This is a genomic window from Streptomyces sp. NPDC057137 (assembly GCF_042670825.1).
GTDB lineage: Bacteria > Actinomycetota > Actinomycetes > Streptomycetales > Streptomycetaceae > Streptomyces.
This window is the reverse complement of sequence record NZ_JBHUUW010000005.1, coordinates 169,539-184,323: the sequence shown is the minus strand read 5'-3', so window position 1 is coordinate 184,323 and position 14,785 is coordinate 169,539. Positions and strand designations below refer to the sequence as shown.

14 protein-coding genes are annotated in these 14,785 nt (G+C 69.8%); 7 read left to right on the top strand and 7 right to left on the bottom strand.

Annotated features, from left to right (window positions below; genetic code table 11):
• Positions 1-174: 174 nt before the first annotated feature.
• The 4 genes from ACFT9I_RS06995 (at position 175) to ACFT9I_RS06980 (ending at position 3,694) form a co-directional block, all read left to right on the top strand.
• Positions 175-1,065 carry a phosphotransferase family protein gene (locus tag ACFT9I_RS06995; RefSeq protein WP_382561581.1) on the top strand — a complete coding sequence of 297 codons (891 nt, stop codon included), beginning with the start codon at positions 175-177 and terminating at the stop codon, positions 1,063-1,065.
• A 119-nt stretch (positions 1,066-1,184) separates the two neighbouring features.
• Entirely contained in the window at positions 1,185-1,631 is a 447-nt protein-coding gene (locus ACFT9I_RS06990; RefSeq protein ID WP_382561579.1) for a hypothetical protein, read from the top strand.
• Positions 1,632-1,663: 32 nt separating this feature from the next.
• Positions 1,664-2,224 carry a hypothetical protein gene (locus ACFT9I_RS06985; protein WP_382561578.1) on the top strand — a complete coding sequence of 187 codons (561 nt, stop codon included), beginning with the start codon at positions 1,664-1,666 and terminating at the stop codon, positions 2,222-2,224.
• 18 nt (positions 2,225-2,242) lie between these two features.
• Positions 2,243-3,694, top strand: a complete 1,452-nt coding sequence (locus tag ACFT9I_RS06980) for a recombinase family protein (protein ID WP_382561577.1) — start codon at positions 2,243-2,245, stop codon at positions 3,692-3,694.
• 214 nt (positions 3,695-3,908) lie between these two features.
• On the opposite strand, the gene ACFT9I_RS06975 is transcribed toward ACFT9I_RS06980, so the two are convergent.
• From ACFT9I_RS06975 to mshD, 7 genes are all read right to left on the bottom strand, one after another.
• Positions 3,909-4,349 (bottom strand): NUDIX hydrolase, encoded by a 441-nt coding sequence (locus ACFT9I_RS06975; RefSeq protein WP_382561575.1) that lies wholly within the window; start codon positions 4,347-4,349, stop codon positions 3,909-3,911.
• Positions 4,346-5,410, bottom strand: a complete 1,065-nt coding sequence (locus ACFT9I_RS06970; RefSeq protein ID WP_382561573.1) for a CHAD domain-containing protein — start codon at positions 5,408-5,410, stop codon at positions 4,346-4,348. The genes ACFT9I_RS06975 and ACFT9I_RS06970 overlap by 4 nt, the downstream gene beginning before the upstream one ends.
• Entirely contained in the window at positions 5,397-7,622 is a 2,226-nt protein-coding gene (locus ACFT9I_RS06965; protein WP_382561571.1) for an RNA degradosome polyphosphate kinase, read from the bottom strand. Before ACFT9I_RS06965 ends, ACFT9I_RS06970 begins: the two co-directional genes overlap by 14 nt.
• Positions 7,623-7,968: 346 nt before the next feature.
• A complete protein-coding gene (locus tag ACFT9I_RS06960) occupies positions 7,969-8,922 on the bottom strand; it encodes an ABC transporter permease (RefSeq protein WP_382561569.1) in 954 nt (317 codons plus the stop codon).
• On the bottom strand, positions 8,919-9,827 hold the full coding sequence (locus tag ACFT9I_RS06955) for an ABC transporter ATP-binding protein (RefSeq protein WP_382561568.1): 909 nt from the start codon (positions 9,825-9,827) through the stop codon (positions 8,919-8,921). The genes ACFT9I_RS06960 and ACFT9I_RS06955 overlap by 4 nt, the downstream gene beginning before the upstream one ends.
• On the bottom strand, positions 9,824-10,300 hold the full coding sequence (locus ACFT9I_RS06950; protein WP_382561566.1) for a GntR family transcriptional regulator: 477 nt from the start codon (positions 10,298-10,300) through the stop codon (positions 9,824-9,826). The genes ACFT9I_RS06955 and ACFT9I_RS06950 overlap by 4 nt, the downstream gene beginning before the upstream one ends.
• A 133-nt stretch (positions 10,301-10,433) precedes the next feature.
• The gene (gene mshD, locus ACFT9I_RS06945; RefSeq protein ID WP_382561564.1) at positions 10,434-11,354 is read right to left on the bottom strand and encodes a mycothiol synthase; all 921 of its coding nucleotides are present in this window, start codon (positions 11,352-11,354) and stop codon (positions 10,434-10,436) included.
• Between the two features lie 194 nt (positions 11,355-11,548).
• Between mshD and ACFT9I_RS06940 the strand changes: the two genes are divergently transcribed.
• From ACFT9I_RS06940 to ACFT9I_RS06930, 3 genes are all read left to right on the top strand, one after another.
• Positions 11,549-13,372 (top strand): bifunctional metallophosphatase/5'-nucleotidase, encoded by a 1,824-nt coding sequence (locus tag ACFT9I_RS06940; protein WP_382561561.1) that lies wholly within the window; start codon positions 11,549-11,551, stop codon positions 13,370-13,372.
• Positions 13,373-13,523: 151 nt separating this feature from the next.
• Positions 13,524-14,132, top strand: coding sequence for a DUF7010 family protein (locus tag ACFT9I_RS06935; protein ID WP_382561559.1), 609 nt, complete (start codon positions 13,524-13,526; stop codon positions 14,130-14,132).
• Positions 14,129-14,755, top strand: coding sequence for a TetR family transcriptional regulator (locus ACFT9I_RS06930; protein WP_382561557.1), 627 nt, complete (start codon positions 14,129-14,131; stop codon positions 14,753-14,755). The genes ACFT9I_RS06935 and ACFT9I_RS06930 overlap by 4 nt, the downstream gene beginning before the upstream one ends.
• Positions 14,756-14,785: the final 30 nt, after the last annotated feature.

Genomic DNA, 14,785 nt, shown 5'->3' with positions numbered 1-14,785 from the left:
CGAGGTGGTGGGGCCGGCGGTATGCCGGTCACCGTGTAAGGCCGAAATTAGGCAGATCAGGTGAAGCCGCTGACGGATGGGAGTGAACGGAAGGTGAACCGTGACGGACAGCCTGGTGCGGCTCTGGCCCGGATCGCCGCTCGACACGGCGTGGGGGTCGAGAAAGTGCGCCCCATGGCCTCAGGGGTGGCGAACCGGGCCTGGTCCCTGGGGCGGGATCTCGTACTGCGCGTGCCGCGTACGGAGGCGTTCGTCGCCGACCTGGTGAAGGAGGCGGCGGTGATTCCCGTCGCGCGGGGGGCCGGAGTGCGTACGCCGGCGCTCGTCACCTTCGACGACAGCCGTGACGACGCGGACGTGCCGTACATGGTGCTGGAGCGGGCGCCGGGGGCGGACCTCGCGGAGGTGGAGGGTCCGGCCGAGGGGGTTTTCCGGGAGGTGGGGCGGGAGCTGGCCCGGCTGCACCGGGTGACGCCCGCAGGTGTGGGGGAGCTGACCGGTGTTCCGGTGGAGTACGACCCCGACGTCGGCGCCCCGCGCCGGCTGGTCGAGGGTCTGCTGGCGGACGGCATGCTCGACGCCGATGCCGCGCGGTGGCTGGGCGGCTGGTTCGACCGGCTCGCGGAGCGGATCCCCGGCCCGGCGTCGAGCGTGCTGGTGCACGGTGACATCGCTCCGCAGAACCTGCTCGTGAACCCGGGGCCGGACTCGCCCGCGCTCACTCTCACGGGGATTGTCGACTGGGGTGACGCGATGTGGGCGGACCCGGCGGTCGAGTTCGCCAAGACACCGCTGTGGGGCATCCCGGCGATGCTCGACGGCTACCGGGAGGGCGGGGCCGCCGCGGACGACGACGGGCCGGGTGGCCCGAACGGGCCGGGTGGCTCGTACGCCTGGGAGGCCCGCGTCCTGCGGTACCACCTCACCTGGGCGCTCGCCCGCCTGAAGAACCCCACCCCGGTCGCGGGTGAACGCCACTGGACGGCGCCCCCGGCCGCCCGGCTCCTCGGCATCCTCCGGTTCTTCGCCTCCTCGCCGCCGGAGCCGTGGCCGGCGCTCGCCTAGCCCGATTCCCAGGCACGCGGGCGCATTACATCCAACTCCCAACTCCCTCCCATGGGCTGCCGGTTCAGCGGCGCCCACACTCGGATGAGGGTCGCCGGTCGAGCGAAGGAGGGAATGTGATGGGGGTTGTGCGAGAGGGAGTACGGGTCGGCACGTGGCTTGCCTACGGGATCGTCGGGCTGGCGGTGCTGGGCCTGATCGGCACGTTCGTCTTCGGGGGCGCCGGGTGGATCACGGCGCCGTTCCGTGGTGCGGCGGAGGAGCGGGAGGACACCGTCGGGTCGGGTGCCTTCCGGCAGTCGACGTATCAGGAGTTCTTCGATCTGTGCGAGGCCGTGCAGAACGCCGAGGGTTCGATCAAGGCCCTCAAGGAGGAGCGCGGGGCCGCTTCGGACGCCCGTAAGGCCCAGATCGACCAGTCCGTCACGGCGCTGAAGGCGTCGCGGATCGAGTCGGTCAACGACTACAACTCGAAGGCCGCCCAAGAGCACCGCGCCCCCTTCCGCGACCGGGATCTGCCGTACCGCCTGGCCGCCGGGACCGACGACACCGTCTGCGCCAAGTGACCACCACCAGCCCGGGAAAGGGGCAGCACAGCATGAAGACGATCACTCGTGCCGTCGTGGCATCCATGGTGGCGCTCACCCTGGGGGTGGGGCTGACCGCGTGCGAGGACGACTCCAGCCGGGGCAAGGAGACCAAGGCCAAGGAGAGGAACTACGACCAGCTCGTGGCGAACCAGCCCGCCGGGAAGATGGAGTACTCGCCGACCCGCGAGGCCATCAACCAGTGGGTGAAGACCTGGGGCAAGCGGGGCAAGCTGAGCTACGTCTACATCCAGAACGCCAACGGCGAGTACGGGTACTTCATCATGAAGGGCCTGCCCGTCGCGCGCTGCGAGATGCTCACGCCGACCGAGAAGGTGGACTCCTCGGCCGAGGGCAAGGTGGTCGTCTCGCTGCCGGGGATGGACGGGGTGTACTCGGCGGGGTCGATGTGCAACGCGTACTACGGCTTCGATGCCACGACCGGCGCGTACATCGAGTTCACGGTCGGCACGAACCAGTCGTTCTTCCTGTTCGACAAGCCCATGACGATGCCGGAGTACGCCAGCGCCAAGCAGCTGGGTCCGACCTCGGTGAAGGAGGTCAAGAACTGACCCGGAGGGGTTTCACGCGTGTCCGATTGCCCTTGGGATGCAACGGAAGGTGTCACACCGCTGATCACGGTGCACCTAGGCCCTGTCCGGGCGATCGACACCCGGAACCCCTCGCGCCCGTCGAAGACGTTCTCCCGGTCGTTCGTTGCCCCGTCTCTCCAGACGTGGCTGGACAAGGGAGACACGCTCGATGAGTGGCTGAGCGGCCGTACCCCCGTCATCTCTTACGCTCGCATCTCCGCCGACCGCCTGAACGGCGACGGCATCGGCGTCGGACGCCAGCACAAGAACAACACCAAGAACGCCGAACTGCACGGGTGCGCGGTGGTCCTGCACTACGAGGACAACAACTTGTCCGCCGCGAAACGCGAGGTCCTGAGGCCTGCTTTTCGGCAGATGTGTGCCGACATCACGCACGGGCGGGAGGAGGAGTCGGGGTTCCCTGTGCGCGGCTGCGTCGCCGTGGAGAAGGAGCGTGTCTATCGCCTGCCTCGTGACTTCGTGGCCTTCCAAGACGCCCTTGCCATAGTCGGCGAAGGCGTCTTCATCGAGGACACGACTCTCTTGGACTTGGTCAACGACGACGGAACGATCATGTCCGGCATCGAAACCTCGGGTCTGGGCGAAGCCGAGGTAGGGAAGATCCGTAAGCGCACCATGCGGAACGCTGCCGACAGAGCAGAGGAGGGCAGGACTTACGGTGCGCCGCGCCGCTTCGGCTGGCTCGGAGCGTCCAGGGATCCGTACCGGGTCGGCAACAGGTTTCGGAACGAAGAAGAGTGGCCGCACCTGACCGACATGATCAAGCTGCGCTACGCCGGTCGGTCGTGGCGAAGTATCACGGGGGAGATCAACAAGAAGCGGGTCACGACGGCCAGAGGGGGCGCCTGGACGGAGCAGGGCGTGAAGGGCATCGTCACCAACCCGGCCTGGTGGGGTGGGCGCGTACTCGGCGGTGAGGTCTTGATGAATGCCGAGACCGGTGAGCCCGTCATCGGTGAGTGGGACCATGCTGAGGAATCCGATGGATGCACCTATGAAATGTGGAGATCCATCATGGTCGGGGTCCAGGCGAACCGCCTTCACCGGGGGATGAAGAAGAAGGAGACGGGTCGGCCGGCCGCAGAGGGGATGCGGACTCGGACTCGTGGCTACCTTTTCTCTGGTTTCCTCCGATGCGGGCGCCTCAATGATTTTGATGAGATCTACTACTCGAAGCTCAGCGGCAATAAGGCGTCAGGGAGGAATGCGAAATACGGAGACTACTACCGATGCGGAGATCCCAACTGCAAGGGCGTCGGTCGTCGAGTTGCTCCCGTCGACCAGTACCTGGAGGGTCTTGCGCTCGCATACTTGGACGAGGAATTCGCCGACATCGAAGTCAAGGTCATTCCCTGGCGAGGAACCTGCTTCGCGGATGGAGTCGAGCGAAGTGGGAGGGTATGGGCCTGTCGGAACGGCGAGAGGTAATAGGGCGGATCTTCACCTCGATCGTGGTGATGCCTGTGCCTATTGGCGTCAGTGATAAGGCGCGATTCGATCCTGCTTTGCTCAAGGTGACATGGCGGAAAGATGAAAACAAACCGGCTCGAGATCGGAATCAACGGCGGGGAAAGAAGAAAGAGCCAGTCTCTGCGTAGTCCTCAGCCATTCCATCGGCGCCTTTCCTGCCTCACCGCCACAGCTACTTGCCGACAGAGCGAAGGACATCGAGAAATACAGTGACGAGCTCTTTGTCTCTCTCGTGGGTGAGACGCTCGCGCGCCGCCGCAGGAGTCAGCCAGAGGACCCGGTCCACTTCCTTGCTCGCCACGAACGCTCCACCGGTGGCTTCCGCCGCCCAGTAGCGCACCTCTTTTGGACTGCCCAGCGCCAAGTACCGGGCTGTGGGTAGGGCGGAGCCCAAGGCGCACGTCATGCCTGTCTCTTCGTGCACTTCACGAATCGCCGCATCCGCGAACGCTTCTCCACGCTTGAGCTTGCCTTTCGGGTGTGACCAATCCGCCCACTTCGGCCGGTGGACCAGGCAGATCTCGGTGCCGTCCGCCCGGTACGGGGACTTCCGCCACAGCACGCAGCCCGCCGCGAGGACGGTACGGGTGCCGGTGCCGCCCGGACCGCTCATGGCGTGGTCACCGCCCGCCGACCCCAGATCTGCTGGAAGTCGTAGCGCGCCGCCTCCACCTCGTGGCGCTGGTCCGCGTGCAGCACCCCGAGCGCGTACGCCGTCGCCGGGGCGATGCGCGGTGTGCGGGCCGCGTTCGCCGCGGCGGCCGCCGCCTCGGCCGCGTCGCGGTGGCGGTCCAGCGCGCGGCCCGCGTCGGCGAGCACCGGGTCCGGGGCGCCGCCCGCGTGCCGGACCTCCTGGGCGTAACGGTGCAGTCTGAGCAGCAGCCGCACCTGGTGCCACGGTGCGTCTTGGGCCTCGCCGTCGGAGGGCGTGGAGAGGCCGTGGACCAGGGCCTCCGCGTTGTACGGGTGCGCGGCGCGGGCCAGGGGCAGCGCGGAGACCGCGTCGAGGAGTCTTCGTTCGGCCGCGCCCTGCGGGGAGGCCAGGATCTCGGCGGCGGGCGCGCCCGCGACCGGCGCCAGCGGTACCTCGGAGGCCAGTACGGCGACGGCGTCGGCCACCGCGTGGAAGCGGGACGAGCCCAGCGCCTGGAGCGCCGCCGAGTGCGACCGCGTACGCGCGAGGGTCAACTGCCGCTCCAGCAGCGCTCCGGCGCGCGACGCCCCGACGGTCAGCGCTCCGGCGGACGCCGGAGCCGGGGCGCCTTCGCCGTTACGAGCGGTCGGTACCGTGCCCGCCCCCGACAGCCGTGCCAGCGCCGACACCAGCCGGTGCAGCCGCGCCGTGCACGCGTACTCCTGCGCGAGGGTGCCGGACAGCCAGCCCAGTTCCGTACGGAGCTGGTCCGCCCACACCGGGTCGAGCAGCACCCGGAACGTGTGCAGGCTGCCCGCGATCCGCCGCGCCGAGCAGCGCAGCGCCGACGCCGCCTCCTCGGCCGCCGCCGTGTCCGAGCCGCTCTCCCCGTACAGCCGCAGGCTGCGCAGGAAGTCCCCGCACCGGGTGTTCAGATACCCGGCGAGAACCTGCCCCGCGGTCGCCTCGAAGGCGTCGTTGGAGTGGGAGGGCCGGGCCGTACCGACCGAGCCGGCGGTGTCTGTTTCATGGTGCTGCACGCCGGCGCCTCCGGGCGTCAATGAGCATTTCCTGTACGTGCCGCAACGGCTGCCCGTCCGCGTCGACGGAGTGCCGGGTCCAGTTCCCGTCCGCGCCCAGATGCCAGGAGGCGGTGTCGTCCGCCATGCCGGTCTCCAGAAGCCGGGTGATGGCCGCGCGGTGCGCCGGGTCGGTGACCCGTACCAGAGCCTCGATACGACGATCGAGGTTGCGGTGCATCATGTCGGCGCTGCCGAACCACACTTCGGGCTCGCCGCCGTTGCCGAAGGCGAAGACCCGCGAGTGTTCGAGGAAGCGGCCGAGGATGGAGCGCACCCGGATGTTCTCCGACAGGCCGTGCACTCCGGGGCGCACGGCGCAGATGCCCCGCACCCAGATGTCGACCGGCACGCCCGCCTGCGCCGCGCGGTAGCACGCGTCGATCACGGCCTCGTCGACCATCGAGTTGACCTTGATGCGTACGTAGGCGGGGCGGCCCGAACGGTGGTGCGCCGCTTCCTTGTTGATCCGGGTGATCAGCCCGTCGCGCAGCGACTTGGGCGCGACGAGCAGCCGGCGGTAGGTCTCGCGCCGCGAGTAGCCCGACAGCCGGTTGAAGAGGTCGGACAGGTCGGCCCCGACGTGCGGGTCGGCCGTGAGCAGGCCCAGGTCCTCGTAGAGCCGTGCCGTCTTCGGGTGGTAGTTGCCGGTGCCGACATGGCTGTAGCGGCGCAGGGTCTCACCCTCCTGCCGCACCACGAGCGAGAGCTTGCAGTGCGTCTTGAGCCCGACCAGCCCGTACACGACATGGCAGCCGGCCTCTTCGAGCTTGCGCGCCCACTTGATGTTCGCCTGTTCGTCGAAGCGGGCCTTGATCTCGACGAGGACCAGGACCTGCTTGCCCGATTCGGCGGCGTCGATCAGCGCGTCGACTATCGGGGAGTCGCCGGACGTCCGGTACAGCGTCTGCTTGATCGCCAGCACGTCCGGGTCGCCCGCCGCCTGCTCCAGGAACGCCTGGACGGAGGTGGAGAACGAGTCGTACGGGTGGTGCAGCAGTACGTCGCGCTCCCGCAGCGCCGCGAAGATGTCCGGCGCCGACGCCGACTCCACCTCCGCGAGATCGCGGTGCGTGCCGGCGATGAACTTGGGGAACTTCAGCTCCGGCCGGTCGAGCTTGGCTATCCCGAAGAGCCCGGTCAGATCCAGCGGCCCCGGCAGCGGATAGACCTCGGCGTCGGACACCTTCAACTCGCGGACCAGCAGGTCGAGCACGTACGGGTCGATCGACTCCTCGACCTCCAGGCGCACCGGCGGGCCGAAGCGGCGCCGCATCAGTTCCTTCTCCAGCGCCTTGAGGAGGTTCTCCGCGTCGTCCTCCTCCACCTCCAGGTCCTCGTTGCGGGTGACCCGGAACATGTGGTGCGCCAGGACCTCCATCCCGGGGAACAGCTCCTCCAGGTGCGCCGCGATGACGTCCTCCAGCGGCACGTACCGCTGCGGGGACGCCTCCAGGAAGCGGGTCAGCAGTGGCGGGACCTTGACGCGGGCGAAGTGCCGGTGGCCGCTGACGGGGTTGCGGACGACGACCGCGAGGTTGAGGGAGAGCCCCGAGATGTACGGGAAGGGGTGCGCCGGGTCCACGGCCAGCGGCGTCAGGACGGGGAAGATCTGCTGCCGGAAGAGGGTGAAGAGGCGCGCCTGCTCCTTCTCCGTGAGGTCGCCCCAGCGGATCAGGTGGATGCCCTCGTCGGCCAGCGCGGGGGAGACGTCCTGCTGGAAGCAGGCGGCGTGCCGGGCCATGATCTCCCGCGACCGGGTCCAGATCAGGTCGAGCACTTCGCGGGGCTGGAGCCCTGAGGCCGAACGGGTGGCTACGCCGGTCGCTATCCGCCGTTTCAGGCCCGCGACGCGGACCATGAAGAACTCGTCCAGGTTGGACGCGAAGATCGCGAGGAAATTCGCCCGTTCGAGTAGTGGGGTGGCCGGGTCCTCGGCCAGTTCCAGTACGCGTTCGTTGAAGGCGAGCCAGCTGCGCTCACGGTCGAGGAAGCGGCCCTGGGGCAGCTCGCCGCCCTCGTGGTCGCTGTCCTGCTCGTACGAGTCGAGATCGGCGTCGAGATCGGGCTCCAGATCGGACACGGCGGCGCTGACCGTGTGCGGCCGGTGCGCGGCGATGGAACCGACGGACGGCTGCGGGTGGACCGGGGTCTCGGCAGGCTGCTGGCTCATACCTCCATTGTTCCGCGCGGAAGGCATGACAGGCGCGTCGGAGCCGGCGGGGGCGAGACGGAACCTGCCGTTCGGAGTGGGGGGCACAGCGGGCTGCATTCCGAGAGCGTCGCAAGCGCGTCTGAATGGCCGGTAACGGCGACATGACGTGCAGGGGAAGCGGGGCGGGGCGCGGCGGGGTGCCAGGGGGGTCGGGGCGGGGTGTGGCGGGGCGGTTCCCGGGATCGTACGAGGTGAGCGGAGAGGTGAACGGGCGGGGCCTCGCCTCAACGGACAGGGCCCCGCCCCGACGGACAGGGGCCCGTCCGCTCCCCTGTGATGGACGGGCCCCTGTGCGCGGTCGGGTTCAGCCGTGGATGCGGCGCAATACCTTGAAAGCGGCGAAGACGCACGCCGCGGCGAGCAGCAGCACGATGCCGGTCTCGACGAGCTGGAGGGGCCAGAGGTGCGAGGTGGGGTGGTAGTCGGCGAAGTTGACGAGGTCCGGGGATTCCGAGCCGCACGGCGACTTGGCGTAGCCCATGTCCCAGCACTCCTCCTGGGTCATCCGGCTGCCGTCGGCCAGGACGACGCCCCGCTGCACGATCCAGGGGTGGGACGAGTCCGCCACGGCGCCCATCCCCTTCCTCTCGGCCGTGAGGGTCGGCCACAGGTAGGGCCGCACCCAGGCGAAGAGCAGCCCGACTCCCCCCGTGGCGACCAGGCCGACGGCCATCGCCGGCAGGGTGCGCCGCACGAGTACGGCCGCGAGCGCGCCGACGGCGACCGCCAGCAGGACGTAGCCGACAGCGGTCAACCCCATGGCGGGAAAGGCCTCGCGGTCGTCCCAGGACAGGGACGTGAACATGGAGGCGTACGGCTCGGACAGGGTGTAGGACCTGCTCCAGCGGAAGGTGACGACCAGGAGGACGGTGCCGGCGGTGGCGACCGCGGCGGCGCAGGCGAGTCGGACGGCGAGCCAGCGGGCGGGCGACACCGACTGGGTCCAGGCCAGCCGGTATGTGCCCGATGCCAGTTCACGGGCGATCAGTGGTCCGGCGGTGAAGGCGGCGACGAGCAGTGGCAGCAGGATGGCCGTGCCCGCGACGTAGTTCTCCGCCCAGCGGAACCAGCCGGCCGCGTTCGTGGAGGCGTCGCACCCCTTGCCGCAGCTCACGACGAACCCCGTCGAGCCGACCCAGACACGGGCGGCGATCCAGCAGCCGACGGCGAGCACCGTGATGAGCAGCGCCGTCCACAGCGCGGGGCGGTTCTGCCGTATCGCGACCCAGGCCGGGCCACGTGGTGTCAGGGTGCTCATGCCGTCACCGCCACTGGCCGCTCGGTGCTCCGTGATTCGGCGCTCGGCGTGAGCAGGACGGGCGCGCCCGGGGAGCGCAGGTGGGCGAGCAACAGTTCCTCCAGGGAAGGTTCCACGGTCTGCCAGTCGTGCGCGACCGGTCCGTCGGGGCGGATCAGGGCGGTGAGTTGGCGGCCGGTGGTGCGGGTGTCCACGACCGTGTGCGGTGCCAGGTCGCGTACGGGGCCGGTGACCAGCCGGTGCGCGGTCAGCAGGTCCTCGCTCTCGCCGCCGAGACGGATCTTGCCGTCGTCGAGGAGCAGCAGGTAGTCGCAGGTGCCTTCCAGCTCGGTGAGGATGTGCGACGAGATCATGACGGTGGTGCCGCGCTCGGCGGCCTCGGCCATGAGCGTGCCCATCAGCTGGTGGCGGGCGAGCGGGTCCAGGTCGGCCATCGGCTCGTCCAGCAGCATGAGTTCGGGGCGTTTGCCGAGTGCGAGGGCGAGTGCGACGCGGGTGCGCTGGCCGCCGGAGAGCGTACGGACGCGTACGGCGGGGTCGAGCCGTCCCTCGGCGACGATCCGCTCGGCGGCTTCGGCGTCCCAGCGGCCGGGGTTGAGTTCGTACCCCATCCGCAGGGTGTCGCGGATCGTCAACTGCCCGTACAGGGGCTTGTCCTGGGCGACATACGCGATTCGTTCGCGGGCATCGGCCGGGCGCTCGCCGAGGACACGGATGCCGCCTTCGGTGGCCGGGAGCACTCCCGCCGCCTGGGCGAGGAGGGTGGACTTGCCGGCGCCGTTGGGGCCGACGAGGGCGCAGATACGGCCCTCCGGGATCCGGAAGGAACACTCGCGCAGGGCCCAGCCGCGCCGTTTCCCGTAGCGCTTGCCGAGGCCGGTGGCCTCGATCGCCGCGGCTGTCATGAGTGTTCCCCCTTGATGGTGGTGCTCGTCGTGGTGCCGGTCGTGGTGCTGGTCGTGGTGCTCGTCGTGGTGCCGGTCGTGGTGCTCGTCGTGAAGTGTTCTGCGAGGACGGAGTCGAAGAGAGCGGACAGGTCGTCCCTCTCCAGCCCCCCGTCCCGGGCCCGTTCGGCCCATGTGGCGAGTTCGGCGCGGAGTTCGGCCCGCAGCGGGCTGTCGGCGGCGCCGCCGCCGAGCGTGCCGCGTACGAAGGTCCCCAGTCCGCGCCGCCCTTCGGCCAGGCCTTCGCGCTCCAGTTCGCGGTAGGCCTTGAGGACGGTGTTGGGATTGATGGCGGTGGCTTCCACGACCTCGCGTGCCGTGGGCAGTTTGTCGCCGGGTTCCAGCAGGCCGAGCCGGAGGGCCTGTTTGGTCTGCTGGACGATCTGGAGGTAGGTGGCGACACCGCTGCGCCGGTCGATGCGGTATTCGATCACGCCGCAAGCACCCTTTCACTAGGGAAGTAGTGAAAGCATGGAACGAAGAAGGGGCGGTGTCAACTCCACCGCCCCTCCGCCTACTTGGCCGGTCGCCCGACCAGGCGCTTCACCGGGTCCTTCACCAGGTCATTCACGTCTCCGTGCGGTACATCAGGTCCACCTCGTGCGTCGCGAAGCCCAGCCGCTCGTACACCGTCACCGCCGCCGTGTTGTCCGCGTCGACGTAGAGCATCGCCGTCGGCAGGCCCTGCGCGGCCAGGTGCCGCAGCCCGATCGCGGTGAGCGCCTTGCCGAGGCCGCCGCCCTGCGCGTCGGGGCTGATGCCGACGACGTACACCTCGCCGAGGTGTTCGGCGGCGTGCACCTTGGTCCAGTGGAAGCCCACGAGCCGGCCGTCCCGCTCGGCCAGGAAGAAGCCCTTCGGGTCGAACCACGGCTCGGCGACGCGGTCGTCCAGATCGCGCTGCGTGAGTCCGCCCTGCTCGGGGTGGTGGGCGAACGCGGCGGCGTTGACGGCGAGCCAGGCGGCGTCGTCCCGGCCCGGCACGAAGGTACGGACGGTGACCCCGTCGGGCAGGACCGGCTCCGCGATGTCCAGGGGCTCCAACGGCCGCCGCAGCTGGCGCAGTTCACGGAACATGGTCAGCCCGAGCACCTGTGCCAGATGCCGGGCGGCCGACTTGCCGCCGTGCGCCCACACCCGCAGCCGCTTCCCGGACGCGGCGAGCAACGCGGCCCCGAGCGCCCGCCCGTGCCCGCGCCCCCGGTGCGACGGATGTACGACCAACTCGGCGGCCGGCGCCTCGACGGGGTCGGTGTCCTCCAGCTGGGCGTACCCCGTCAGCTCCCCGCCGGCGGTCAACAGAAAGTGCCGCACCCCGGCCCTCGGGCCCCCGCGCAACTGCAACCGCCCCTGCTCGGACACGGCCTGCACCCCGTCCGACCGGGCTGCCGTGTCGAGCAGTTCGAGGACGGCCCGTGCCTGCTCGGGGGTGATCTCGTCGAGAGTCTCGATCTGCCGACCCGGATCGGCGGCTGCGGTATCAGTCATGCGTCGAGGGTACGGCGCACCCGCGTGTTCCCCCGGGTACGTGCCCGGGTACTCGCTCATGCCCCTATGACGGGTATTGGCAACCAGGTCGTAACCAGAACACCCCTGTTGCTCTACGCGCGTGGACTCTAGGCTGCCGCTCGCAGCTGTTCTCCCTCACACGGAACTTACAAGCGGAAGCAACAAGGGGATCGATGTCAGCGACACCGCAGAAAAACCGCGCGGCACGGCGGGTGCTCGCCGCCGTAGCCGGACTTGCCACACTCGGCGCTCTCGCCGCCGCCGCGCCCGCCGCCGGGGCGCAGGACCGCGGCCACGGGCACGGCGACGGACACGGGCACCCCAAGCCCCGCACCGTCGATGTCCAGCTGCTGTCCTTCAACGACCTGCACGGGAACCTGGAGCCGCCGGCCGGCTCCGCGGGCAACGTGAACGAGATACAGGCGGACGGCACGGTCAAGGCCGTCCCCGCCGGTGGTGTCGAGTACCTGGCGTCCTCGCTGCGCACCGCGCGCAAGGGCAACCCGTACTCCGTCACGGCCGCGGCCGGTGACCTGGTCGGCGCGAGCCCGCTGCTGTCCGGGCTGTTCCACGACGAGCCCACCGTCGAGGCGCTCAACAAGATCGACCTGGACGTCTCGGCCGTGGGCAACCACGAGTTCGACGAGGGCTCCGCCGAGCTGACCCGCCTCCAGAAGGGCGGCTGTCACCCGGTCGAGGGCTGCTTCGAGAAGGGCAAGAAGTTCAAGGGCGCCGACTTCCCCTACCTGGCGGCCAACGCCACGTACGAGAAGTCCGGGAAGCCGGTCCTCAAGCCGTACACGGTCTGGAAGAAGAACGGCGTCAAGGTCGGCTTCATCGGCGTGACCCTGGAGGGCACCCCGAACATCGTCACCGCCGAGGGCGTCAAGGGCCTGAAGTTCCACGACGAGATCGAGACCGTCAACAAGTACGCCAAGGAACTGGACCGCCAGGGCGTCAAGTCGATCGTCGCGCTGATCCACGAGGGCGGGGCCCCGGCCTCGACCTCGTACAACTACGACTGCGACAGCCCCGGCCCCGGTGACGGCATCTCGGGTCCGATCGTGGACATCGCCAAGGGCATCACGCCCAAGGTCGACGCGCTGGTGACGGGCCACACGCACCAGGCGTACGCGTGCACGCTCCCCGACCCGGCGGGCAACGACCGCATGGTCACGTCGGCCTCGTCGTTCGGCAAGGTCTACACGGACACCACGCTCACCTACGACCTGCGGACCAAGGACATCGTCCGTACGAAGGTGAAGTCGGCCAACCACGTGGTCACCCGTGAGCAGTCCAAGGCCACGGACATGACCGACCTGATCGCCCGCTGGAACAAGACCGCGGCGCCGATCGCCGGTACGCCGCAGGGCTTCATCTCCGCCGACATCAACGGTCGCGGTGCCACCACGCCCGAGACGCCGCTCGGCAACGTCATCGCCGACGCCCAGCTCGCGGGTCTGGCCCCGGCCGACAAGGGCGGTGCCCAGCTCGCGTTCATGAACCCGGGCGGTATCCGCGCCGACCTCGTGTACGCCCAGTCGGGCAGCGAGGGCGACGGTGTGGTGACGTACGGCGAGGCGTTCACCGTCCAGCCGTTCACCAACATGATGAACGTGGTCGACCTCACCGGGGCGCAGCTCGTCACCGCGCTCCAGCAGCAGGTCAGCGGCGCCAACGCGACCTCCAACAAGATCCTCCAGATCTCGAAGAGCCTCGCCTACACGCTGGACAACACCAAGACCGGCGCCGACCGGATCGTCACCTCCTCGGTGAAGCTCAACGGTGAGGCGCTGGACCCGGCCAAGACCTACCGCGTCGCGATGAACGAGTTCCTCGCGGGCGGCGGCGACGGCTTCGCGGCACTGGGCCAGGGCACGAACAAGCTGGTCGGCGCGTCCGACCTGGACCTGTTCAACGCCTACCTCGCGGCGAACTCCACGGTCGAGGCGCCGCTGGCGCCGCCGGCGACGGACCGGATCACGATCATCAAGTAGGCACCGAGTCGACGGAGTTACCGGTACGGCTGAGGGCGGCGGGGCGGATTTCACGCCCCGCCGCTCTTCGTCGCGGCGGCCGGACCATGGCGGCCCGGACTACTGGCACAATCGCGCAGGCATTCCTCTCCGCCCGTAAGGACACCGCCCCATGACCACCGCCCCGGCCGCAGGCCCCCACCCCGGCATATCCCGCGCCGAACTGCGCGGTCGCGCGAGCGGCGCCGGCGTCATGGCCCTCTTCGGCCTCGGCTGGATGGCCTGCGGCGTCACCGACATGCCCGTCACGGCGGGCCGCGTGGTGCTCGCGGTCGGCGCGGTCGTCTCGGTCACCTTCGCCGTACTGGGCTTCCGTATGGGCCGCAGGGCGGCCGACGCCCCGACGGAGGGCGAGCCGACGGCCGACCGCAAGAAGAAGGCGGGCCTGGTCTTCGGCTTGGTGGTCGTGGCGGAGTGGGTGGCCATCTACGCCATCGCCCGCGTGCTGGTGGCGACGGACCACACGGAGGCGATCCCGGCGTTCGTCGCGGTGGTGGTGGGCGTCCACTTCTTCCCGCTGGCCCGTCTGTTCGGAATCCGCGCGTACCACCTGACGGGCGCGGCGATGTGCGTGGCGGCGTCGGCGGCCGCGGTCCTGGCCCCGCTGACGTCAACTCCCGCCCTGTGGACGGCACTCCCGGGCTTCGGCTCGGCGGCGGTGCTGTACGCGACGAGCGTGTACCTGCTGCGGACACCCGCCGGAGCTACGCTTGTCGGGTGAGTACCCGATCCGAAGGCACCCTGGCTGAGCGCAAGCGCCGGCTCGTCTCGAACGAGCTGACCGAGGCGGCGCTGCAGTTGCTGGCGCTGAAGGGGTTCGACGTCGTCACTGTCGACGAGATCGTGGCGACCGCCGGAGTGTCCAAGCGGACGTTCTTCCGGTACTTCGCGTCGAAGGAGGACGTGGTCGTCCAGTTCCTGGCCGACCTGGGCGCTGGCATCCACGCGGAGCTGGCGGCCCGCCCCGCAGAGGAACCGCCCTCCGTCGCGCTGCGGCACGCGGTCTGGGTCGCGCTGGCCGCGTGCGCCGCCGACCACCCGGACCACGCCGACCGGACGCTGCGCGTGGTGCGGCTGATCCTCCGTACGCCCGCCCTGCGCGCACGCCTGCTGGAGCGGGAGGCGCAGTGGCGCGACGACCTGACGGCTGAGCTGGGGCGCCGCCTGGGGCTCGATCCCGCGACGGATCTCTATCCGCAGCTGGCGGCGGGGATGGCGCTCACCGCGTTCGACACGGTGCTGCAACGGTGGAGCGAGAGCGACGGTACGCAGGACCCGGCGGTCCTGACGGACCTGACGTTCGCGGTGCTCGCCCCGGCGCTGGACGCCGGGAGCCCATCCTGACCGGGTGAAGTGGTCCTGCCGGCAGGGGGA

What these genes read in the sequence shown, in the direction of transcription:
- ACFT9I_RS06995 (WP_382561581.1), top strand. Translation starts at nt 175, where the DNA reads ATGGCCTCAGGGGTGGCGAACCGGGCCTGGTCCCTGGGGCGGGATCTC.
- ACFT9I_RS06990 (WP_382561579.1), top strand. Translation starts at nt 1,185, where the DNA reads ATGGGGGTTGTGCGAGAGGGAGTACGGGTCGGCACGTGGCTTGCCTAC.
- ACFT9I_RS06985 (WP_382561578.1), top strand. Translation starts at nt 1,664, where the DNA reads ATGAAGACGATCACTCGTGCCGTCGTGGCATCCATGGTGGCGCTCACC.
- ACFT9I_RS06975 (WP_382561575.1), bottom strand. Translation starts at nt 4,349, where the DNA reads ATGAGCGGTCCGGGCGGCACCGGCACCCGTACCGTCCTCGCGGCGGGC.
- ACFT9I_RS06965 (WP_382561571.1), bottom strand. Translation starts at nt 7,622, where the DNA reads ATGAGCCAGCAGCCTGCCGAGACCCCGGTCCACCCGCAGCCGTCCGTC.
- ACFT9I_RS06960 (WP_382561569.1), bottom strand. Translation starts at nt 8,922, where the DNA reads ATGAGCACCCTGACACCACGTGGCCCGGCCTGGGTCGCGATACGGCAG.
- ACFT9I_RS06955 (WP_382561568.1), bottom strand. Translation starts at nt 9,827, where the DNA reads ATGACAGCCGCGGCGATCGAGGCCACCGGCCTCGGCAAGCGCTACGGG.
- mshD (WP_382561564.1), bottom strand. Translation starts at nt 11,354, where the DNA reads ATGACTGATACCGCAGCCGCCGATCCGGGTCGGCAGATCGAGACTCTC.
- ACFT9I_RS06940 (WP_382561561.1), top strand. Translation starts at nt 11,549, where the DNA reads ATGTCAGCGACACCGCAGAAAAACCGCGCGGCACGGCGGGTGCTCGCC.
- ACFT9I_RS06935 (WP_382561559.1), top strand. Translation starts at nt 13,524, where the DNA reads ATGACCACCGCCCCGGCCGCAGGCCCCCACCCCGGCATATCCCGCGCC.